Annotated in this window: 18 protein-coding genes; 8 read left to right on the forward strand and 10 right to left on the reverse strand. The window is 70.2% G+C overall.

Annotation, left to right across the window (positions count from 1 at the left end; translation table 11 throughout):
* Nucleotides 1-104 precede the first annotated feature (104 nt).
* The 3 genes from ACH4FH_RS03960 to ACH4FH_RS03970 all read left to right on the forward strand — a co-directional run bounded on the left by ACH4FH_RS03960 (nt 105) and on the right by ACH4FH_RS03970 (nt 3,012).
* On the forward strand, nt 105-1,235 hold the full coding sequence (locus tag ACH4FH_RS03960; protein ID WP_398554144.1) for a cystathionine gamma-lyase: 1,131 nt from the start codon (nt 105-107) through the stop codon (nt 1,233-1,235).
* A 258-nt stretch (nt 1,236-1,493) separates the two neighbouring features.
* Nucleotides 1,494-2,390 (forward strand): LysR family transcriptional regulator, encoded by an 897-nt coding sequence (locus ACH4FH_RS03965; RefSeq protein WP_398554145.1) that lies wholly within the window; start codon nt 1,494-1,496, stop codon nt 2,388-2,390.
* A 142-nt stretch (nt 2,391-2,532) separates the two neighbouring features.
* Complete coding sequence (locus ACH4FH_RS03970; protein ID WP_398554146.1) at nt 2,533-3,012, forward strand: NUDIX domain-containing protein; 480 nt, start codon at nt 2,533-2,535, stop codon at nt 3,010-3,012.
* 81 nt (nt 3,013-3,093) lie between these two features.
* Here the strand turns inward: ACH4FH_RS03970 and ACH4FH_RS03975 are convergent, their stop codons facing one another.
* The 3 genes from ACH4FH_RS03975 to ACH4FH_RS03985 all read right to left on the reverse strand — a co-directional run bounded on the left by ACH4FH_RS03975 (nt 3,094) and on the right by ACH4FH_RS03985 (nt 7,349).
* Nucleotides 3,094-4,059, reverse strand: coding sequence for a pyridoxamine 5'-phosphate oxidase family protein (locus tag ACH4FH_RS03975; RefSeq protein WP_398554147.1), 966 nt, complete (start codon nt 4,057-4,059; stop codon nt 3,094-3,096).
* Nucleotides 4,060-4,108: 49 nt separating this feature from the next.
* Nucleotides 4,109-5,725, reverse strand: a complete 1,617-nt coding sequence (locus tag ACH4FH_RS03980; protein WP_398554400.1) for a globin domain-containing protein — start codon at nt 5,723-5,725, stop codon at nt 4,109-4,111.
* 988 nt (nt 5,726-6,713) lie between these two features.
* On the reverse strand, nt 6,714-7,349 hold the full coding sequence (locus tag ACH4FH_RS03985) for an HAD family hydrolase (RefSeq protein WP_398554148.1): 636 nt from the start codon (nt 7,347-7,349) through the stop codon (nt 6,714-6,716).
* Between the two features lie 167 nt (nt 7,350-7,516).
* On the opposite strand from ACH4FH_RS03985, the gene ACH4FH_RS03990 reads away from it, so the two are divergent.
* Entirely contained in the window at nt 7,517-8,053 is a 537-nt protein-coding gene (locus tag ACH4FH_RS03990; RefSeq protein WP_398554149.1) for a DUF2269 domain-containing protein, read from the forward strand.
* Between the two features lie 87 nt (nt 8,054-8,140).
* Here ACH4FH_RS03990 and ACH4FH_RS03995 read toward each other — a convergent pair whose 3' ends face one another.
* Entirely contained in the window at nt 8,141-8,611 is a 471-nt protein-coding gene (locus ACH4FH_RS03995; RefSeq protein WP_398554150.1) for a heme-binding protein, read from the reverse strand.
* Between the two features lie 293 nt (nt 8,612-8,904).
* Nucleotides 8,905-10,125, reverse strand: a complete 1,221-nt coding sequence (locus tag ACH4FH_RS04000; protein WP_398554151.1) for an MFS transporter — start codon at nt 10,123-10,125, stop codon at nt 8,905-8,907.
* A 307-nt stretch (nt 10,126-10,432) separates the two neighbouring features.
* Here ACH4FH_RS04000 and ACH4FH_RS04005 point away from each other — a divergent pair, with 307 nt between their 5' ends.
* The gene (locus ACH4FH_RS04005) at nt 10,433-10,918 is read left to right on the forward strand and encodes a MarR family winged helix-turn-helix transcriptional regulator (protein ID WP_398554152.1); all 486 of its coding nucleotides are present in this window, start codon (nt 10,433-10,435) and stop codon (nt 10,916-10,918) included.
* Between the two features lie 275 nt (nt 10,919-11,193).
* Nucleotides 11,194-11,646, forward strand: coding sequence for a GNAT family N-acetyltransferase (locus ACH4FH_RS04010; protein ID WP_398554153.1), 453 nt, complete (start codon nt 11,194-11,196; stop codon nt 11,644-11,646).
* Nucleotides 11,647-11,979: 333 nt separating this feature from the next.
* Here the strand turns inward: ACH4FH_RS04010 and ACH4FH_RS04015 are convergent, their stop codons facing one another.
* The 4 genes from ACH4FH_RS04015 to dnaB form a co-directional block, all read right to left on the reverse strand.
* Entirely contained in the window at nt 11,980-12,804 is an 825-nt protein-coding gene (locus ACH4FH_RS04015; RefSeq protein ID WP_398554401.1) for a TetR/AcrR family transcriptional regulator, read from the reverse strand.
* Between the two features lie 1,015 nt (nt 12,805-13,819).
* A complete protein-coding gene (locus tag ACH4FH_RS04020; RefSeq protein ID WP_398554154.1) occupies nt 13,820-14,959 on the reverse strand; it encodes a pyridoxal-phosphate-dependent aminotransferase family protein in 1,140 nt (379 codons plus the stop codon).
* 122 nt (nt 14,960-15,081) lie between these two features.
* Nucleotides 15,082-16,623, reverse strand: coding sequence for a serine hydrolase domain-containing protein (locus ACH4FH_RS04025; RefSeq protein WP_398554155.1), 1,542 nt, complete (start codon nt 16,621-16,623; stop codon nt 15,082-15,084).
* Between the two features lie 169 nt (nt 16,624-16,792).
* A complete protein-coding gene (gene dnaB / locus ACH4FH_RS04030) occupies nt 16,793-18,253 on the reverse strand; it encodes a replicative DNA helicase (RefSeq protein WP_398554402.1) in 1,461 nt (486 codons plus the stop codon).
* A gap of 476 nt (nt 18,254-18,729) precedes the next feature.
* On the opposite strand from dnaB, the gene ACH4FH_RS04035 reads away from it, so the two are divergent.
* Both ACH4FH_RS04035 and ACH4FH_RS04040 read left to right on the forward strand, forming a co-directional pair.
* Nucleotides 18,730-20,067 carry an MATE family efflux transporter gene (locus ACH4FH_RS04035; RefSeq protein ID WP_398554156.1) on the forward strand — a complete coding sequence of 446 codons (1,338 nt, stop codon included), beginning with the start codon at nt 18,730-18,732 and terminating at the stop codon, nt 20,065-20,067.
* Between the two features lie 40 nt (nt 20,068-20,107).
* Nucleotides 20,108-20,974 carry a trypsin-like serine peptidase gene (locus ACH4FH_RS04040; protein ID WP_398554157.1) on the forward strand — a complete coding sequence of 289 codons (867 nt, stop codon included), beginning with the start codon at nt 20,108-20,110 and terminating at the stop codon, nt 20,972-20,974.
* Nucleotides 20,975-21,071: 97 nt separating this feature from the next.
* On the opposite strand, the gene rplI is transcribed toward ACH4FH_RS04040, so the two are convergent.
* Nucleotides 21,072-21,518, reverse strand: a complete 447-nt coding sequence (gene rplI, locus ACH4FH_RS04045) for a 50S ribosomal protein L9 (RefSeq protein WP_398554158.1) — start codon at nt 21,516-21,518, stop codon at nt 21,072-21,074.
* Nucleotides 21,519-21,535 lie beyond the last annotated feature (17 nt).

Genomic DNA, 21,535 nt, shown 5'->3' on the forward strand with positions numbered 1-21,535 from the left:
GAAACCCCGTAACACCCGCGGTCCCCGTGCCATCGGTGACGCCGATGATGCCGATGCCCCCTTGGCGCCGGGCGCACCCGCAGTTCCCAGAAGCAGGAGAGCGCATGACGGGCGATGGCACACGCGTCGTACGAGCGGGACTTCCCGAGCCCGCGGCCTACGAGCCGACCCTCCCCGGGCCGGTCTTCGCGGCCCACTACCACCTTCCCGGCGACGCCGTCGGCCCGTATACGTACGGGCGCGAGTCCAACCCCACCTGGACCCTTCTGGAACAGGCCATCAGCGACCTCGAATCGCCCGGTGAGCCCGCCCGGAGCATCGTCTTCGCCTCGGGTATGGCGGCGATCAGCGCCGCCCTCTTCTCGCAATTGCGCACCGGGGACGCGGTGGTGCTCCCCAACGACGGCTACCAGCTGCTGCCTGCCGTCCGTGCCCGCCTGGAGAGCTACGGCATCGAGGTGCGCACGGCGCCGACCGCGCACGACGCGCAGCTCGATGCGCTGGACGGCGCCCGGCTGCTCTGGATCGAGACGCCCTCCAACCCGGGCCTGGACGTCTGCGACATCCGGCGGCTGGCCGACGCCGCGCACGCCCAGGGCGCCCTGGTGGCGGTCGACAACACCCTCGCCACCCCGCTCGGCCAGCGCCCCCTGGAGCTGGGCGCCGATCTCTCGGTCGCCAGCGGCACCAAGGCCCTGACCGGCCACGGTGACGTGCTGCTGGGCTACGTCAGCACGCGCGACGCCGCGCTGGCCGATTCCGTACGGCTGTGGCGCAAGACGATCGGCGCGATCCCCGGCCCCATGGAGAGCTGGCTCGCGCACCGCTCGCTCGCCACCCTCGCGCTGCGCGTACGCCAGCAGGCGGCCGGCGCCTTGGCGCTCGCGCAGGCCCTGGCCGACCGCCCCGAGGTCACCGGGCTACGCCACCCCGGGCTGCCGTCCGACCCCTCCCATCAACTCGCCCTGCGGCAGATGCGCTCCGGGATCTTCGGCTGTGTGGTGTCGTTCACGCTGCCCGACAAGGCGCATGCCGAACGCTTCATGGCCGCGCTGACGCTGGTGGACGACGCGACGAGCTTCGGCGGTGTGCGGTCCACCGCCGAACGGCGCGGCCGCTGGGGCGGTGACGCCGTCGCGGAGGGATTCATCCGCTTCTCGGTCGGCGTGGAGGAACCGGCGGACCTGGTGGCCGACGTCCTCCGGGCACTGGACACGGCGGCGCGACCGGCCTGACGGCACTCCCCGGCCGGGCTGCCGGCACCGCCTGCCCGACCTCGTCGCGTCCTCACCCGGCCGTCACGCGTGCACGCGTAAATGGGCCGGCAGGGTATCCCCCCTCGTCACCCTGCCGGCCGCGGTTCACCACAACGAACCGCTCTCACAAGGCTAGTTGACTCAGCGTCAGTGTCCAATCACGCTAGCGACACAGCCCTATCGACATATTTATGGTGGGGCCGCGACCAGGCATCCCAGGGGCGCAGGAGGTACCCGATGGATCTGGCTCTGCTGCGCACCTTCGTCACGGTGCACCGGGCCGGCTCCTTCACCCGCGCCGCGGCGTTACTTGGCCTCTCCCAGCCGGCGGTGACGGGCCAGATACGTTCCCTGGAGCGCCAGTTGGGGCGCCCGCTCTTCCTGCGCAACGCCCGCGGCGTCACCGCGACCACCATCGGCGACGAACTCGCGCACAAGGTGGCGCCCCACCTCGACGCGCTCACCGCGATCACCGAGGCCGACCTGGACGAGGACTCCGCCACCCGCACACTGCACCTGGCCGGGCCACCGGAGTTCACCGCGGAGCGCACACTGCCCGCGCTGGCGCCGCTCGTCTCCCAGGGACTGTCCCTGCGCACCGCCTTCGGCCCCTCGGAAGAGCTGCTGGCAGGGCTCGCCGCCGGGCACCACGACCTGACCGTCACCACCGCCCGGCCGCGGGGTGGCCTGCTGACCTCGACGCCGCTGTGCGACGAGGAGCATGTGCTGATCGCCGCGCCGCGCTGGGCGGCCCGGCTGGGTGGCCCGGCGGTCCTCCGGGCCAGAGGGGTGCGGCTCCTCGATCCCGTACCGCTCGTCGAGGTCCACGAGAGTCTGCCGCTGATCACCCGCTACTGGTCCGCCGTCTTCGAGGCCAAGCCCGCCGCCTCCGCCACCATCGTCGCCGGTGATCTCCGCGCGGTGCTGTCCTGCGTCGTGGCGGGCGCGGGAATCGGCGTGCTGCCCCGCTACCTGTGCACCGGCGCGCTGGACAGCGGTGAGATCGTCACCCTCCTCGACCCACCGGTGCCGCCGCTGCGCACGTACTTCCTGGCCGTACGCACCGGGACGCTCGGCCTGCCGCACATCGCGCGGGTGCACGAGTGGCTGTTGCGGACGGCGACCGACTGGTGAGAGGGCCGGTGTCCAGGTGACGGGCCGCGTCGGATTGTGGGGCGGGCGGCGCATTGAGTGGTGAAGCGGCGCGAAGGGGGCGTGTGGCACCATCTCGGGCGGCGTGGGTTTCACCCGGCCGTGACTGCGGCATCTGTCCCCTATGACCGTACGGCCAGTCGTGAAACGCACCGCCCGCGCGATTCTGCTCGACGGCGCGGACCTCCTTCTGATCAAGCGCACCAAGCCGGGCCACCGCCCGTACTGGATCACCCCGGGCGGTGGCGTGGAGCCCGAGGACTCCACCGTCATCGAGGCGCTCCACCGCGAGGTGGACGAAGAGCTGGGCGCGAAGATCAAAGATGTGGTGCCGGTCTTCGTCGACACCGTCGAGCACTTCAGCGAGGGCGGGGTGGACGGCGTGAAGGTGCAGCACTTCTTCGTCTGCCGACTGGACTCGATGGACCCCTCCCGCCGGCACGGCCCCGAGGTCGAGGAACCCTGTGGCGAGTACGAGATCGTCCGGGTGCCCTTCACCCGGGTCGGGATCGCCTCCGTGGAGGTCGTACCGCTGTCGCTGCGGCACTACCTCGACGGCAACATCGAGGGCGTACGCGCCATGCACGCCCCCGACCTCGGCTGACGGAGCAGGGGACCGGCGGACCGGCGGACCGGCGGACCGGAACGACGGTCGGCGGCCGCGATGCGCCCGCCGGCCGCTACCTCAGCTGAACCACCCGCGGAATTCGGGATCACCCTCCGCGGCCCGCCGGGGCTGAGCGCGCGCGAGCACCCGCTCGACCCGGTCGAGAAACGCCCCGTTCAGCTCCGCGGCGAAACCGTCCGGCGCAGGGGCCCGCCGCGCAGCTCGTGCGCCGACGGAGGCGTCAGCAGAGGCATCGATGGAGGCGTTGACTGAGGTGTCGCCGGAGCCATTGGCAGCAAGCTCACCGAAGGCGGGAACGCGCGCTTCGAAGGGTGCGCCGTCGTACGCCGGCGCGTCACCGGCCTCCCGGTGCGGGTCGTCCCAGGCTTGCTCGTCCTTGCGCTCCACACGCCGGAACGGCGCGCGCCCGGGGGCCTCCTCCGCAGCGCCGAAGAAGTCGCCGCCCTTGCGCTTGTAGTCATCCGTCCCCCAGGCCCGCGCCCCACGCTGCTGCGCCGGGACCTTCTGCAGATGCGGGATGTGCTTGGAGCAGTGGATGTACGCCTCTTCGATCCCGACCATCACCCACAGCTGGGCACGCCGCCCGGGGACCGGGTCGACCGGCAGGCCGGGGTGGCTCGCCCGCATCTCCTCGTCCATCACCACACGCGCCCGGCCGTTGATGTGCAGCCCGATGCGGTTGCGGGTGAAGTCGACCATCAGGAGGCCCAGGCGCGGGTTCTCCGACATGTTGCCGACGGACGCCATGACACCGTTGCCGCGGTACTCCGGGTACGCCAGCGTCCGCTCGTCCAGCACCTGCACGAACCCGGCCGGCCCGGCCCGGAAACTCGCATCGCATTCGCCGTGCCGGTCGGCCGTGGACAGGAAGAACATCTCCTGGCGGGCCACGAACTCCCGCATCCGGTCGTTGAGATGATCCAGCACCTGGTCCCCGTAGAAGCGGTCGGCGCGCTCGGTCGTACCGAGCCTCTGCTGCACCAAGTGCTCGCCGTCGCTCCCGGGCCGCTCTCCCTGCCGCATGCCCCGCCCGTCCCCTGTCCGACCGTAGTCGCCCTGTGCTGCCAAGACCTCAATCCCCTGCCGAGACCAGCTCTTCGATGGAGTCATGCCGTATGCGAGCGGTCGGGATGCCGACCCCCACCAACGCGTCCACACCGCTGCGGATCAGCCCGGGCGGCCCGGAAAGGTAGGCGTCGTACTCACGCCACGGCCCGTATTGGCGTACGGCGTCCGGGAGTTGGCCGCTGACGCTGTTGGTCCCGCTGCGCGCCGGGCCGGAGGCCACGACCGGGCGGACCGAGAGCCAGGGGTGGGTCTGCTCCAGGCGCAGCATCGTGTCGATGTCGTACAGGTCGTGGTCGCTGCGCGCGCCGTAGAAGACCTCGACCGGGCGTCGGGTGCCGTGCTCGGCGACATCCTCGACCAGGGCCTTGATGGGCGCGATGCCGGTGCCGCCACCGACGCACAGCAGGCCGTTCCTGGTGGAGTGGTCGACGGTCATCGAGCCGCCCGGTGCGCCGAGGCGGATGACATCACCGGGGCGGGCGCGGTGGACCATGGCGTTGGACACCCAGCCCGCCGGAACTGCCTTGACGTGGAACGAGAGCAGCCCGTCGGAGCGGGGCGCGGAGGCGAACGAGTAGTGCCGCCAGATGCGCGGCCACCACGGGGTCTCCACGCTGGTGTACTGCCCGGCGCGGAAGGGGTACGGCTGGTCGGGGCGGACCGTCACCACCGCGATGTCAGGCGTGCGCAGCTCGTGCGAGACGACCTCGGCCTGCCACCACGCGGGGGCGACGGCCTCGTTCTCGGCAGCCGCGTCGATCATGATCTGTGAGATCGCGGTGTACGCGCGCACCCACGCGGCCTCCGTCTCCGCGTCCCAGGTCGACGTCGCATAGCGCGAGAGCGCGCCCAGCAGGCACTCGCCGACCGCGGGGTAGTGGTCGGGCATCGTGCCGTACTTCCGGTGGCCGCGCCCGAGGTGCGAGAGGTACTCGGTGAGCGTGTCGGCGTCGTCGGCGTGCTTGGCGGCGGTGAGCAGCGCCTTGAAGAGCCGGTCGCGCTGGGTGTCCATCGAGGCGGGGAACAGCGCCCGCAGATCGGGATGCTGGACGAAGAGCAGCGCGTAGAAGTACGAGGTCACCTTGTCGGAGATGGGCTCGATCTCGGCCATGGTGCGGCGAATGAGAATCGCGTCGGGCGAGGCGGGAGACGCGGCGGAGACCGATGCGGTCAAGGAGTTCAGCGTGGGCTCCGCGGCGCCCGAGCGCTCCGGGACCGAGGTGCGTTCCGGTGCCGAGGGACGCTCGGGGGCCGCAGCGCGCCCGGGGGAGTGGGGGGCCTCCGGGGCGGCCGGTCGCCGTGTGCGGTCCGGCCGCGGGATGGGAGTGAAGGCCGGGGGTGCGGAGGCTGCCGGGGGCGCGGAGGCGGCGGTCGGTCGCTGTGCGCGGTCCGGTCGCTGCACGGGGGTGAAGGCCGGGGGTGCGGAGGCTGCCGGGGGCGCGGAGGCGGCGGACGGTTCGGCGGCCGGCGCGAAAGCACCGGTGGCTCCTGCGGCATGCGCGGGTTCGTGTACCGGCTCGGGTTCACGGCCGGACTCACGACCGGGGTCACGGTCCCAGGGCGCCGAGGTCTCGTCGCCGTGGGATGCGCCGTACCCGGGGTGCGGCTGCTCGGTGTACAGGGCGGCGCGGGGCTGCCCGGCGGGAGCGGCACCCGCGGGCGAGGAACCCTGGTGCGCGCCGGCGGCCGCCTGACGCTCCGCGTCCGTCTGCGCCTGCGCCTGCGAAGTCGAGGGCTGCGACGGGCCGTACGGCGAAGACTGCGACTGCGGCGAGTGGTGCGACTGGGAGTGCGGCTGCGGGGACGGGGCCTGCGGGGACTGGGCTTGTTGGGACGGGGCCTGCTGGGAGTGCGGCGTCTGTCGCGCGTCCCGGAGAGTCTCCGGCTCGCGCTCGCGCGCGGCGGCGGTACCTACCGGCCGTATCGGGTTGACCGGCCGGCTGGGTATCCGTTCCCGGTCGTCACGGCCCGCCTGGCCCTGCGGGTCGTTCGGGTCGTTCTGTTCACTCCGGTCGTCCTGGTCCTGCCGGCCGTCCTGGCCGTGCTGCCGCTCCGGCTGATCCTCGGAGGGGCTTTTCGACGGAGGAGTGAACCAACCCCAATTGCCACTGCTGCCGCCAGAAGAGCCGCCATCGGCCGACGTGGTGGTCGGAGCGTCCATGGTCTGCCTCGCCTCGAACGTCTTTCGGTTGTCTTCGCACTTCCGTGGATCGGAAGTGCCCGGAATTCCCCCGCCTGCCCCCGGAATCCTCATCGGCTCACGCTATTCCGGCAACATCCTCCAAAGCGGACACATCTCACGTCCCTACAACAATCGGCGCAGATGCCGCCTGCGCAGCATGCCACCCCGGTTCATCGCATCGGACAAATTAGTCGGAAGTCCGGATGCGGGGCCCGCTCGCCGCTAGGCTGACGGGTTTTCGCCTGGCTGCGCGCACACCCTCGGAGCCTGGCCCCATCTGAACCGGACTCGACCATACCGGCAGTAGTTGAAACCACAAGCCCTGATCTGCGAACACTCCACACGGGCCCCGTGATAACAGTGATCCTCCCCACAGAGCGGCTTTTCCGTACACACAGCGGACGAATCCGCCGCCGAATGCTCTTTATTACCGGCCAGTACGAACGAGTGCGTATGCATCGCGCAGATCGCGGCCCGCGTACGCGAATGAGGCCACGTCCCTGACGTGGTGATCGGCATTCACTGCCACGGACGCCGGAACCGCGGCGAAAAGATCAACATCCGACATGGAGTCGCCGTACGCCACGCAGTCAGCCCGGGTCAACCCGTACTGCGCGCAGAGTTCATCGGCGATCCGCACCTTCGCGGCCGAGGAAAGGATGCCGGCCGGCTCCACCCGTTCCATGATCGGCACCGCCGGCCAACGCGATCCGTGTGCTGTATCCGCACCCCACGCCAGCAGGCGTTCCACAAAGAATCCCGGCGACAGCGAGATCACCGCGCACCGTTCACCACGTGCACGGATATCCGCCCAGACCTCCTGGATTCCGAGCAGCCACGGAGCGTTTTCAAAAGCCGCCGCCACTTGCGGTTCGGTGAGCTCCGCCCCCCACAGATCGCACGCGCGTTGCGCGAATTGCGGCGGCGTCAGCTCGCCCGCGGCGAACCCACGCTCCAGTTCGGCGATCTCCCGGTCCAGGCCGAGCTGCCGGGAGATCTCGATGGCGGCCGCGGACCCGTGGAGCAGGGTCCCGTCCATGTCGAACAGATGCAGCTTCCCCATGGGGGGAGCCTAGGGCTGGGGGAGGGGGTCGGGAGGGACGGGGTTGGGAGGCGGGGGTTGGCTGGCGGGGGTTGGGAGGCGGCCGGGCGACGTACTCAACCGCGCGTACTCGCGGATACTCCCGCCGACAGATGTCCGACGCCGCCCCGCGCGCCATCGTGAGACCCATGCAGCAGCTCAGCCGCCCCGCACGCCGGGCCTTCCTCGTCGTCCATGTCGCCGTATCCGTCGGCTGGTTCGGGCTCACCCTCGGGCTGCTCACGCTGAGCATCACCGGGTACACCACCCGCTCCCCCGAGATGGCGGAGATCGCCTACCGCGCGATGAAGATCTTCGGTGACTGGCTGGTCGTCCCCGTTGCCCTGGCCTCGCTGCTCAGCGGGCTGGTGCTGTCCCTCGGCACACGGTGGGGCCTGGCCAGACACCGCTGGGTCTACACCAAGTTCTGGCTGACCCTCGTCACCGTGCTGCTGTCGGTCTTCTCGCTCCGCCCGGGGATCAACCGTCTCGCGGCCGAGGCCGCCGCCGGGGCCCCGGTCGCCGACATCAATCTCGTCGTCGCTCCCTCAGTCGCCACCGCCACCTACCTCTTCATCACCGCGATCTCCCTCCTGAAGCCGTGGGGCCTGACCAAACGCGGCAGCCGACTGCGCGAGACGCAGTCGGCCGGGGCCCGCGGTGTCGGGGCTGTGCGGAGCAGTTGAGGGGTACGGGGTGGAAGTGGGGAGCCGGCGAACCGGTCGTCGGGGGGCCTTCGGCGGACCGGTCGTCAGGGGCGAAGAGTGGCGGCGTCAGCCGAGTTCGGCGTCCGCTGCCGCCGCCGTGGCGATCCGGTGGTCCTGCTCCGGGGCGCCGCCACCGAAGCCGATCGCCCCGACCAGGCGGCCGTCCCGGTGCAGGGGCACCCCGCCCGCGATGAAGAGCAGGGGGCGGTCCAGCGCCGTCGGCAGGGTGTGGAAGAGCCCGTCGGGACGGACGAGGTCGACGAGGTCGGCGGTCGGTGCGTCCAACTGGAGCGCGGTGTACGCCTTGCGGTTGCTGGTCTCGCCGGAGATCAGCACCGCCTCGTCGTCCCGGCGGAAGCCGAGCAGATGACCACCCGCGTCCAGAACGGTGACGGTGCCACGTACTCCGAGCCCCTCGGCTGCCCGGCGGGCGGCCTCGATGAGCGCATCGGCGTCACGCGTGGTGAGCGGGCGAACGGTGGGGAGTTCGGTGGACGCGGTAGCGGCGGAGGTGGTGGAGGGGGCGGTGGTGCTCATGGTTGGGCTCCTGGGGAGGGTTGAGGGGGATCGAACGGGGGCGTTTTCAGGGGACGCGAGGCCCGCTGGTTCGTGTTGTGTGCCGGCCCGCTCGGTGATGCGCGGGGCCGAGTGATCGGCATGGCTGGGAGGGCTCCGCGTGGCCCAGGAAGCCGCCCGAACGGGGCTCCGTGGGACGGGGGATTCGCTTCCGCCGGGTAGGGCACGGGCCCCGTACGTCCACCGGGATGTCCACAGGGACGTCCACCGGGACGTCCATGAGGCCCAAGCCCGCTTTCCCACTGCCGGCACGGTCAGCTCCGTGCCGCCGGGACGGGCTCCTCCGTGACCACGGCAGGGGTGCCACTTGCCACCACCTGGTTGCGGCCGGCGGTGCGCCGCTCCAGGGCGGACGCGAAGATCGCCACACCGAGTGCCACGACGGTCATCAGCGCACCGACCCAGTTCGGAGCGGTGAAGCCGAGACCGGCCGAGATGACGATCCCGCCGAGCCAGGCCGCCAGCGCGTTGCCGAAGTTGAAGGCCGCGATATTGCCCGCCGAGGCGAGCGTGGGGGCGGCAGCGGCCTGGTCCATCACCCGCTTCTGCAGCGGCGGCACGGTCGCGAACCCGAAGATGCCGATGAGGGCGATGGTGATGGTCGCGGCCACCTTGTTGTGCGCGGTGAAGTTGAACGCCGCCAAGGCGAGCGCCAGCCCCGTCAGTGACACGTACAGCATCGGCATCATGGCGCGGTCGGTGAAGCGGCCGGAGACCAGGTTTCCCCCGACCATTCCGAGACCGAAGATGGCCGTCAGCCAGATGACGGAGGACGGCGCGAAGCCGGTGACCTCGGTCATCATCGACGCCAGGTACGTGACGGCCGCGAAGACCCCGCCGAAGCCGAGAACCGTCATGAGCATCGCCAGGCCGACCTGCGGGTTGCGGAAGACCGCGAGCTCACTGCCGATACGGGAAGCGGCCTTGGCCTGGTGTGCCGGGATGAGCTTGAGGATGCCCACCAGGCCGATCACGCCGAGAGCGGTGATCGCGAAGAAGGTGGTACGCCAGTCGAACTCCTGGCTGAGCATGGTGCCCGCCGGGACACCCACGACGTTGGCGACGGTCAGGCCGCTGAACATCAGCGAGATGGCGGTGGCCCGCTTCTGCGGCGCCACCAGGTCAGCGGCCACGAGGGCGCCGATGCCGAAGAACGCGCCGTGCGTGAAGGCCGAGACGATCCGTCCGGCCAGCATGATCCCGAAGTTGGGCGCCAGTGCCGTGAGCAGGTTGCCCACGATGAACAGGCCCATCAACAGCACCAGCATCTGCTTGCGGGTGAATCGTGTGCCGAGCGCCGTCATCAGGGGCGCTCCGACGACCACGCCCAGGGCGTAGACGGTGGTCGCGTAACCGGCGAGCGGGATGGAGACGCCGAAACCGGCAGCCATGTCGGGCAGCAGGCCCATGACCGCGAACTCGGTCGTTCCGATCCCGAAGGCGCCGATGGCGAGCGCCAGGAGTGCGAGTGGCATGACGGATCCCTTCAAACGATTGCGTCCGTCGCTTACAAGCGTCGACAATAATTGCAGACGCTGGTTACATGCAAACGCGGGCTATTTCGAAAGTGCCCTATCCTGGTGCGTACGACCTATGAGGAGGTCTTCGATGACGCCGCAGACGCACGAGACGCCGCAGGTGACAGCCGTTCCAGACCTCCGGTCCGACGCGGGACCCCGAACGGCTCAGGAGCACGACGGGGCTCCGACTCGTGCCCTTGCTACGACTCCGGCTCCGGCTTCGGCCTCGACTCCCGTTCCGGCTCCGCCTTCGGCTTCGGCTGTGTCCGAGGGCGCCTCCCCCGGCTGCCCGCCCTCGCGGTCCGGGCCTGCACGCGGGCTCGCCCAAGGCTGGTGCGCACTGTCCGCCCTGCACGGCCGGATCGAGTCACACATCGAGCGCGCGCTCCAGGCCGGGCACGAGCTCAGCGTCCGGGAGTTCTCCGTCCTCAACGTGCTCAGCGAGCAGCACGACGGGCCCGGCGGCCACCTGCGCATGAACCAGGTCGCCGACTCCGTCGTCCTCAGCCAGAGCGCCACCACCCGCCTGGTCACCCGGCTCGAAGAGCGCGGGCTGCTGTCCCGCTACCTGTGCCCCGACGACCGGCGCGGCATCTACACCAACGTCACCCCGGACGGCCTGGCCCTCCTCGGAGAGGCCCGCCCCACCCACGACAACGCCCTCCGCGAGGCCCTCCAGGAGGCCGCAAGGCGCCCGGAACTGGCACCGCTTGTCACGGCGGTGGAGACGCTGGCGCCGTCCACATAGGGGCGGGGCAGGACCCGACTCCCTGGCCGCTGACGCAGGGGGGCGGGGCAGGCGCAGTCAAGACGAGCGGGCGGGCGCGCGGCACGTTACGGGGGCCGACGAGCAGGGCGGGGCGCGCCCCGCCCTGCCCACCGGACCGTGCTCGACGCCACGTCCACGGCCACGGCCCCGCGTAGGACTGCATGGGCTGCACGGCCGCACCGCCGCACGACCGCACGGCTACACAGCGCATGGGCCGCATCATCACCCCGCTGGGCACGCATAGGGTCGCGCCCATGAGCGATTTCGAGATACGGCGCGCCACCGAGGCCGACTTGCCGGCCATCGTTGCGATGCTGGCCGACGACGCACTGGGCGCGACCCGCGAATCCCCGGACGACCTGACGCCCTATCGCGCCGCCTACGAGGCGCTGGCCGCCGACCCGCAGCAGCACCTGGTCGTCGCCGTCCGGGAGGGACGTACGGTCGGTACCCTCCAGCTCACGGTCATCCCCGGCCTCTCCCGTCGCGGCGCCACCCGCTCGATCATCGAGGGCGTGCGCATCCACGCCGAGGAGCGGGGCAGTGGCCTGGGCACACAGCTCATCGAGTGGGCGGTCGCGGAATCCCGCACCCTCGGCTGCCAGTTGGTGCAGCTCACCACCGACGCGACCCGAATCGACGCCCATCGCTTCTACGAGCGTCTCGGGTTCGAAGCCTCCCACCTGGGGTTCAAGCTCCAGCTCTGACGAGCGCCGGGCGGGCCGCCCGGGCGATGCCGCACCGACCGTGTCAGGCATTCGTCGGCACCCGCCCCTCAATCGCCCGCAAGCCCCCGCCACACGCCGCCGGGCAACCGGATGCGTGCGGTCCCCCGATGCCTGCGGTCCCCGACGCGTAGGGTCCCCGACGCGTAGGGCCGAGGGCTGGACTCGTACGGACTAGGGCTGACGCATGCCGCCGAGGGCTGTCACCAGGGCGGCCCGGCTGGCCCTGCCACGCTCGGACCCGACGGGCCTGCCCTCCGGCCCTCCCCGTCCTTGCACCGCACACCGGACGTCACCCACCCGGCTCGGCTCGGCTCACGGCCGTGGCGCCCGCTCCCGCACCCGCTCCCGATGGGCCTTTTGCCGGCATGCGCCACCGCAGTACCGCGCGGGCCGCCCGGTGCGCGCTGCCCCCACCGGCCTGCCGCACACCTCGCAGCGGGCTTCTCCGCGCCGGGTTTCGTCGCGTTGGGATTCCTCGCGCGGGGTTTCGTTACGCCCTTCCCCCGAATCCGGCAGTTTCGTTACGGCGCTGTCCGGCCGCAGCCCGTCACACATCAGGGCGGTCATCCGGCCCGCAGCCGCCCCCACGGCCCCCGCCCCCGACGACCGCTGCCGCTCCATCGTCATGCATCCGATCAGCAGCGCACGGACGTCCTCCAACCCGACGTCTCCCCTTACCGCTCCTGCCTCTTGCGCCCGAACGAGCAGGACACCCCACGCTTCCTCGAACTCACGCTCGACCCCGGGCGACGCCTCGTCGACCCCACCCCCGCGAGCAGCATCAGCCGCCACGCCGGCCGCTTCCAGCGCATCGCACAGCCCCCTGTTCCGCGAGGCCAACCGCACCACCGCCGCCAGAAAGCGAAAGAACACCCCGCCCGGATCCTCGGCATCGGCCAAGTCCCGTGCGGTATCGGTGAAGAGCTGATGCCGGTCCTCGATCGACGCCCTGAACAGGGCTTCCTTCGAGGGAAAGTGGCGATACACGGTTCCCGCACCCACCCCGGCACGGCGCGCGATCTCCCACAGCGGCACCCCCAACCCCCGTTCCTCGAACGCCGATCGAGCCGCCTGAAGTACCAATGCGCGATTGCGCCGCGCGTCCGCACGCGAGTTGCCGGAGCCGACGTTCTGCACCTGCAAGCCTCCCGAGATCGCAGCACACCCCCATCAAAAACATGCCGATTTTAAACGGGCTGGGCATTCCGATTCTACGAGCGGACCAAAAGATGAGCCGTGAGGGCCACGCGCGGCTGTCGAAAGCTACAAATGCCGATGCCTACGAACGAACTCCGTCACAGCCGGCAGTGACGCAAGAACGCGGGCCAGGGACGGCCGCAAAGGCCACAAGGACAGAGCGGGAGATCAGAACGGGGATCAGAACGGCGTTCCCAAGCGCCCACGCCTGACAGCCTCACGCAACGCCCCGCACTACGTCTCGCGGGAAGCGCGAGAGCGCCAGGGCCAACTGGCTCGGCTGGGTCGCGCCGCGGCACACGGCACACGGTCGACAACCCTCCACGCAACACCCCGGCCCCTCCCCACCGCCGCACCAGCACACCGACAAGAGCCGACATCGCCGCAGCTGGGCACCGCCAACTCCCCTACAGAGTAGGGAACTTGAGGGCCAAATGGGTGACCGGAAGAGCAAGAAGGCGTGGACCGATAAACGCCCCCAAGCACACAACAAAGCTCGCCCGTACCACCCCAACAACCCCAACAACCGCGACGGCCCAACGAATGACCCGCCGTAGCCGCCCCCGCCTCCCGTCCGCACCCAGAAGCCCTCCTAACCGGGGCAAGCATCGCCCTCTCCCCCGGCCGGCGACCGACACCGGAACCGCCTCAGCCATTCCACCGGGTTCGCTATCCGGCCCCTGGCTGCTGCCCGCCCAGTCCCGTCGCCCTGATCGGTCTGGCAGCCAGGCCTTTCTGGCGGCCTAGCTCGCCGGGAGGTCCGGCTGGCCTGGTTGACGTGGTTGCCCGGTTCGGCTCTCCGGAAAGACTGTGGGGCGCTGTGTTTCACGTGAAACACAGCGCCCCACCCAGAACGAGCTGCTCAGCACGAGCCACCCGGCCCCAAGCACCCACCACCCGCACCAATCAGCCGGTATCAACCAGCCGACACAGACCCCGGCAACCCACGACCGCCTCAGCCGGCGGCGACAACCTCATCCCACGCAGCCCCGGCCGCTCCGGCCGCAGCGTCCTCGTCGATGGTTGCGCCCAGCGCCCGCAGACCGGCCGCCAACGCTGCCAGCGACGCCAGCACCACGTCACGGTCCGCCGCACGACCGTAGTGATTCACCCGGATCATTTCCTTGGCGAGTGCGCCGGCCGCCGCCTGCAGCGGCACCGAGCTGTTGGCGGCGAGTGCGGCGGAGACCACCTCGCGAGCATCAAGGCTGGCGGGCGCCCGCAGCGTCGTCGCGGCCGGCGCCGCGTCCTCGTCGCGGATCACATACGGCACCGGCCCACCGAGCACCCGAACCCCCGCGCGTACCGCTGCGGCGGCAGCGCGGTGGCGGGTCATGGCCGCGTCCAGCCCCTCCTGCTCAATGCGATCCACAGCCTGCTCCAGGGCGAGCATCTCCAACTGCGCGGGAGCATGCGGCAGGGCAGTGCGACCGCCGTCGATCCACCGCTCCTTCCAGTCCAGCAGCGACAGGTACGACCGCCGCGGCGCCTGCTCATTGGCAGCGATGCGTTCCCAGGCGCGGGCGCTGACCGACACCGTGGAGACACCGGCCGGCCCGGCCACGGCCTTCTGCCCACCGATCACACACAGGTCCACGCCCCACTCGTCGGTGAGGAGCGGCTCAGCACCCACGGAAGCCACCGCGTCGAGCATCAGCAGTGCCCCATGCTCACGCACCAGGGCCCCGATCTCGGCGACGTGGTTGGTGTTGCCGGTTGCCGCCTCGGCATGCACCAGGCTGACGAAGTCGATCTCCGGATGTTCCCGCAGCGCATCAGCCACCTGCTGGGCATCGACGGCTCCGGTGAAGGGCGCGCTGACAGTGACCACCTGGGCGCCACAGGACCGCAGCCAGCCACCGAACGTCTCACCGTAGGGGCCGGTGATGATGTTGAGCGCCGTACTGCCGGGCCGCACCGCGGAGCGGATGCACGCTTCGAGAGGCAGCAGCGCCTCGCCCTGCATCGTCACGACATCGCAGCGGGTGCGCATCAGCGCAGCGACCTTGTCCTCGATACGCGCGAAGTGGGCTGCGTCGAGCGGCGGCAGGTCGAGCAGAACCGGGGCGTCGGGATTCGCAGTCACGGCAGTCACAGTGGCCTTCCAGCGGTGGCGAGCCGCAGCTCGGGCGGCTCCTGACATCTGGATCGACTGTACGTCCGTGAAGACCGACCGCGCCGTGCGGCCCTGCCACCCAGGCGGCCGCTGAGCGCAGCTCAGACCCGCCAACCCACCGCGTCCACGCCTCCCGGCACCGGTCCAGCCGGCTCGTACGGGCCACGGGTGAAGACGAAGGTGCCCAGATCCAGATGGCTGACCACACCCTCCTCGCTCCGGACCACCCTCAGCGTCTCTCCCGCGTAGTAGCCGTCGAGCCCGGTCCAGGTACCGTCCGCCTCCGCCCGGAACCGTGAGCCGCGCCCGGTACCGGACAACGGCGACAGCTTCAGTCCGCGCTCAGCCGTCAATCGCAGGGCGAACGGGTTCGCGCCCCAGTACCAGGGACCGGTCAATGCCAGCAGGTCCTGGTCGAGCGGCTCGGCCAAGGGACGCCACGGCTCCGGAATCCTGGGCTCGCGGTCGGCCACGATCTCCAGAAGGTCTGTCGCCACCGCGCTGATCGCCGGCCCCGAGGTGCAGTTGGCCAGGGCGATGCCGGCGACATCCTCATCCACATCGACCCACAGCGACGCCAGGAACCCCGGCATCGATCCGGTGTGTCCCGCGAGCCGGCGCCCGCTCCGCGCCGCACCGTCGCCGCCCTCCCCTCGCCCGCTGGTGCGTGCGAGCTGCAGCCCCAGGCCGTAGCCCGCCTCCCAGCTCTCACCCTCCGGCGGCACCGCCGGGGCACGCATCTCGGCGAGGCTCGACTCGCTCAGGACCCGCGCGTCGCCCCGCAGCAGGAACGTCGCCCACCGGCACAGGTCCTCCAAGGTGGACCACAACTGCCCGGCCGGGCCCATCAGCCCGGTGTCGTGTGCCGGTTCGGGAAGCAACGCATCCGCCCATGGGTGCACCGCCCAGCCACCCGCGTGCGGCATCGCCGGCTGCAGCGTCGTACGCCGCATGCCCAGGGGTTCGCACACCTCGCGCCGCAGCACTTCCCCCCAGGGCTCCCCTCCACGCAGCCGCTCCACGAGCGCACCCAGCAGTGCGTAGCCGGGGTTGGAATAGTGGTGCCGACGTCCGGCCGGAAGTCGCTGCGGCCGCTCACCGAACAGATCGGCCGGCTCGGGCCGCAGACCGCCTGCGGTCCGCTCCCACCACGGCCCCTGCGGCTCCGCCACCAAGCCGGAGCTGTGGGCGAGCAATTGGGCGACGGTGGCGGTCGGCAGCGGGGCATCCTCCAGGTGCGTGCCGATCGGATCCTCCAGCCGAAGCATCCCTTCGTCCCGGAGCCTCAGCACCATGACCGCCACAAAGGTCTTCGTGATCGAGCCGATCCGGTACTGCACGTCGCCGTGCGGCACTTCCCCCTCCACCGAGGTACGGGCCCCGGTCCACACCGTTCGTCCGCCACGCACGACCGCCCCCATCATCGACGGCGCTCGCCCCTCGGCCTGACCGATGGCGAGCCTGCGCAGGAGGGCCCGACGCGTCTCGGGCAGCAGCTCGGCAAAAGCGCCGGCCTCCTCCACAGTCGCCCCGCTCCCGCGCGCGTCTCCGGCAGCCGGCTTCCGCTCAGCGACCGGCTGGTCGAGCGGCCCGATCTCGCGAGGCTCGGGCCCGTGGGATTCCGCAGACGGTGCGGTGGTCATGACGCTCCTCAACGGTCGATCCAGCTCGTGAGCAGGCAACCGACTGCCCATCAGAGATCACACCATCTCCCGACCACTGCCTGGACGCCACCACTTCGCGGCTCATCGCCACAACCCGCTGAAGCCGGGGGCACCCCGACACCAGCTCAGGAAGCCGGGCCGCGCGGGATCAGGTCTGTGCCATGTCCACGAAGCGCGAGTAGTGGCCCTGGAATGCCACGGTGATCGTCGCCGTCGGGCCGTTACGGTGCTTGGCCACGATCAGGTCGGCCTCACCTGCGCGCGGGGACTCCTTCTCGTAGGCGTCCTCACGGTGCAGAAGGATCACCATGTCGGCGTCCTGCTCGATGGAGCCGGACTCACGGAGGTCGGAGACCATGGGCTTCTTGTCCGTGCGCTGCTCCGGTCCTCGGTTCAGCTGGGAGAGCGCGATGACGGGGAGTTCCAGCTCCTTCGCCAGCAGCTTGAGGTTTCGGGACATGTCGGAGACCTCTTGCTGGCGACTCTCGGCGCGCTTCGAGCCGCCGGACTGCATCAGCTGCAGATAGTCGATGACCACCAGCTTCAGCTCATTGCGCTGCTTGAGCCGACGGCACTTCGCGCGGATCTCCATCATCGACAGGTTCGGCGAGTCGTCGATGAACAGTGGGGCGGCCGAGACATCGGGCATCCGGCGTGCCAGCCGCGTCCAGTCCTCGTCCGTCATGCTGCCGGAGCGCATGTGGTGCAGCGCCACCCGCGCCTCGGCGGACAGCAGACGCATGGCGATCTCGTTGCGGCCCATTTCGAGCGAGAAGATCACGCTGGGCAGGTTGCTCTTGATCGAACAGGCCCGCGCGAAGTCCAGCGCGAGCGTCGACTTACCCATGGCGGGACGGGCCGCGATGACGATCATCTGGCCCGGGTGCAGACCGTTGGTGAGCGAGTCCAGGTCGGTGAAGCCCGTGGGCACACCCGTCATCTGGCCCTGACGCGAGCCGATCGCCTCGATCTCGTCGAGGGCGCCCTCCATGATGTCGCCGAGCGGCAGGTAGTCCTCGCTGGTCCGCTGCTCGGTGACGGCGTAGATCTCCGCCTGGGCGCTGTTGACGATCTCGTCGACATCGCCGTCCGCCGCGTATCCCATCTGTGTGATGCGTGTGCCGGCCTCGACCAGCCTGCGCAGCACCGCTCGCTCGTGGACGATCTCGGCGTAGTACTCGGCGTTCGCGGCCGTCGGGACGGACTGGACGAGGGTGTGCAGATACGACGCTCCGCCGACCCGCGCGATCTCCCCGCGCTTGGTCAGCTCCGCGGCAATGGTGATCGGGTCGGCCGGCTCACCCTTGGCGTAGAGGTCGAGGATCGCCTGGTAGACCAGCTCATGGGCGGGGCGGTAGAAGTCCTCACCCTTGAGGACCTCGACGACATCCGCGATGGCGTCCTTGGAAAGCAGCATGCCGCCGAGCACGGACTGCTCGGCGTCCAGGTCCTGCGGGGGCACTCGCTCGAAGCTGCCGGCCCAGGAGCCGCCGTCTTCGTCACCGCGGTCCTGGCGGTCACCACGGCCGCGGCTCTTTCCGTCATTGCGGCGGGAGCGGGCGGCCGGCAGCCGGTCGCTCGGACCGGAGTCCGCCCAGGGGTCTTCCATGGACTCGGGAATGCTCACCCCGGCACCTCCTCCCGTCCGCGACGCGGACCTTGCTGTGCTCCTCTTTCTTACGGCACAGCTCTGACAATCGAGACGCCCGACTCCGGCTACGGCGCGTCGAGTTCGGACGATTTCTCACGGCGGAACAGGCTGCGGGTGCCGGACCACGGTAGGCCCGCAGGCACCGTCCGCCAATCTGGTTATCCACAGGCTGTGTGGATGACGGCCCCATAGCTGTGGAGAACCCACCGGATCCTGTGCACGGGCCGGGGGAAACCGCTGTGGACAAGCACACAATTACTCCGTCCCCACCATCCTGACCTGCACTTTTCTCATCCATAGGCTGTGGGGGAGAAAAACTTCCCCAACCTGTTCAAGATCGCGGTAAACACCGCGGAGGAGGTAACTCCACAGAGCGGAAAGTAAGGACTGCACGCCAGTTGCATCTGTTACCTGTGGAAGATTAGATTGAGTGCATGACACAGGCTCCCGCGACGCCGCGGCGCACCGACCGCCGCCACGACCGCGAGATCATCGCTCTCGCCGTGCCCGCCTTCGGCTCCCTGGTCGCGGAACCCTTGTTCGTCATGGTCGACAGCGCCGTCATCGGCCACCTCGGCACCCCTCAGCTGGCCGGCCTCGGCGTCGCCGCCGCACTGCTGACCACCGCAGTATCCGTCTTCGTCTTCCTCGCCTACGCCACCACCGCGGCGGTCGCCCGCCGGGTCGGCGCCGGCGACGTCGCCGCAGCCATCCGCCAGGGCATGGACGGTATCTGGCTCGCCCTCCTCCTCGGCGCCGCCGTCATCGCCGCCGTCCTGCCCACGGCCCCATGGCTGGTCGAACTCTTCGGCGCCTCCGGCACCGCCGCGCCGTATGCCACCACCTACCTTCGCATCAGCGCGCTCGGCATCCCCGCCATGCTCGTCGTGCTGGCCGCCACCGGCGTACTGCGCGGCCTTCAGGACACCAGGACCCCGCTGTACGTCGCCATCGGAGGATTCTCCGCCAACGCCGCCTTGAACGTCGCATTGGTCTACGGCGCCGGCCTCGGCATAGCGGGCTCCGCGTGGGGCACGGTCATAGCCCAGTGCGCCATGGCGGCTGTCTACCTCGTCGTGGTGGTCCGCGGCGCCCGGCGTCACCATGCCTCCCTGCGCCCCCACGCGGCCGGGATACGCGCCTCCGCCCAGGCAGGGGTCCCGTTGCTGGTCCGCACCCTCTCGCTCCGCGCGGTGCTGATGATCGCCACCGCGGTCGCCGCCCGGCTCGGGGACGCGGAGATCGCCGCCCACCAGATCGTGCTGACGCTCTGGTCCCTGCTGGCCTTCGCGCTGGACGCCATAGCCATTGCCGGCCAGGCCATCATCGGGCGCTACCTCGGCGCGGGGGACCGGGACGGCGCCACCGCCGCCTGCCGCCGCATGATCCAGTGGGGTATCGCCTCGGGCCTCGTCCTCGGTGTCCTGGTGGCGCTCACCCGCCCGGTGTTCATCCCACTGTTCACCTCCGACCCAGCGGTCAAGGGCCCCCTGATGACCACGCTTCTCGTCGTGGCGGTCACACAGCCGATCTCCGGCATCGTCTTCATACTGGACGGCGTCCTGATGGGCGCCGGCGACGGCCCCTACCTCGCCGGAGCGATGGTGGTGACGCTGGCCCTGTTCGCCCCCGTCGCCCTGGCCGTCCCCATGCTCGGCGGCGGCCTGGTCGCCCTGTGGTGGGCCATGGCCCTGATGATGGCCGTGCGCATGCTGACGCTCTGGCAACGCACCCGCTCGGGCCGCTGGATTGTGACCGGGGCCTCTCGCTGAACCGGCCCCGTAACCCGCGGCGCGTACCGATAATGTCCCTGTGCGCCCGCTTGCCAGGAAATCCATCCTGCCCTTGACGCTCGTCGTCCTCGGGGCAGCAGCCATGGTGGGCTACGCCACGGAGGAAGCGGAAACGCACAGCGGCAGCGGTGACCGCAGCAGTTTCGGCAAGTCCGGCGAAGCCGGACACGACCCCGAGGACCAGGACCCCCACGCCACGGCTCCGGCCGAGGCCGGCGACGCGTACACCCCCCGCCGCAACGAACAGAACTCCAGGGTCGGCGCGATCTTCGAGAAGGACGACTCCGGCGATCACTTCTGCACCGCGAGTGTGGTGCAGAGCCCGGGCCGGAACATGCTCATCACGGCAGCGCACTGCGCCTTCGACAGTGACGCCGGAGCGCCCGTGGACGATCTCGTCTTCGCCCCCGACTACCGCGACGGCGACGAGCCCACCGGCCTGTGGAAGGTCAAGAAGGTCGTGGTGGACGACCGCTGGGCCAAGTCGAACGACGAGGATCTCGACGTCGCATTCCTCGTGCTCGCCAAGAAAGACGGCGAACAGATACAGGACGTCCTCGGTGGGAACACCCTCGGCATAGACCGAGGCTTCACCAACGAAGTCAAGATCACCGGTTATCCCACCAGCCGCGATACACCGATCTCCTGCCAGAACCGCACCACGAAATACAGCGCCACCCAGCTGCGCATCCGGTGCGAGGACTTCGAGGGCGGCACGAGCGGCAGCCCTTGGCTGGCCGACTACGACCCCAAGAGCCACACCGGCACGGTCATCGGCGTCCTGGGCGGTCACGAGGGCGGCGGCAGCCAAGACGACATCTCGTACGCCGCGTACTTCGACGACGACATCGCCAAGCTCTACCGCCAGGCCCAGGACGAGGACTGACACCGGCCCCCATCCAACGGGCAAGGAGCCGCACGCGGCAAAGGACCGTACCCCGGTGAGGGGTACGGTCCTTCAGCGTTGTGCTGGGGTGCTGCGATTACGCGGCGACGACCTCGACGCCGAGCTTCGCAACGACCTCGGCGTGCAGACGCACGGAGACCTGGTGCGCGCCCAGGCTCTTGATCGGCGAGCCGAGCTCGACACGACGCTTGTCGACGTCCGGACCACCGGCAGCCTTGATCGCGGAAGCGACGTCGGCCGGGGTGACGGAGCCGAACAGGCGGCCCGCGTCGCCGGCGCGAACGGCCAGCTTCACGTTGACGCCCTCGAGACGGCCCTTGACCTCGTTGGCCTGCTCGATCGTGGCGATCTCGCGGATCTTGCGACCGCGACGGATCTGCTCGACATCCTTCTCGCCACCCTTGGTCCAGCGGATCGCGAAACCGCGCGGGACCAGGTAGTTGCGAGCGTAACCGTCCTTGACGTCAACGACGTCGCCAGCGGTGCCGAGGCCAGAGACCTCGTGGGTGAGGATGATCTTCATTTGTCGGTCACCCTTCC

It is taken from the genome of Streptomyces sp. NPDC017993 (assembly GCF_044328065.1).
Taxonomy (GTDB): Bacteria; Actinomycetota; Actinomycetes; order Streptomycetales; family Streptomycetaceae; genus Streptomyces.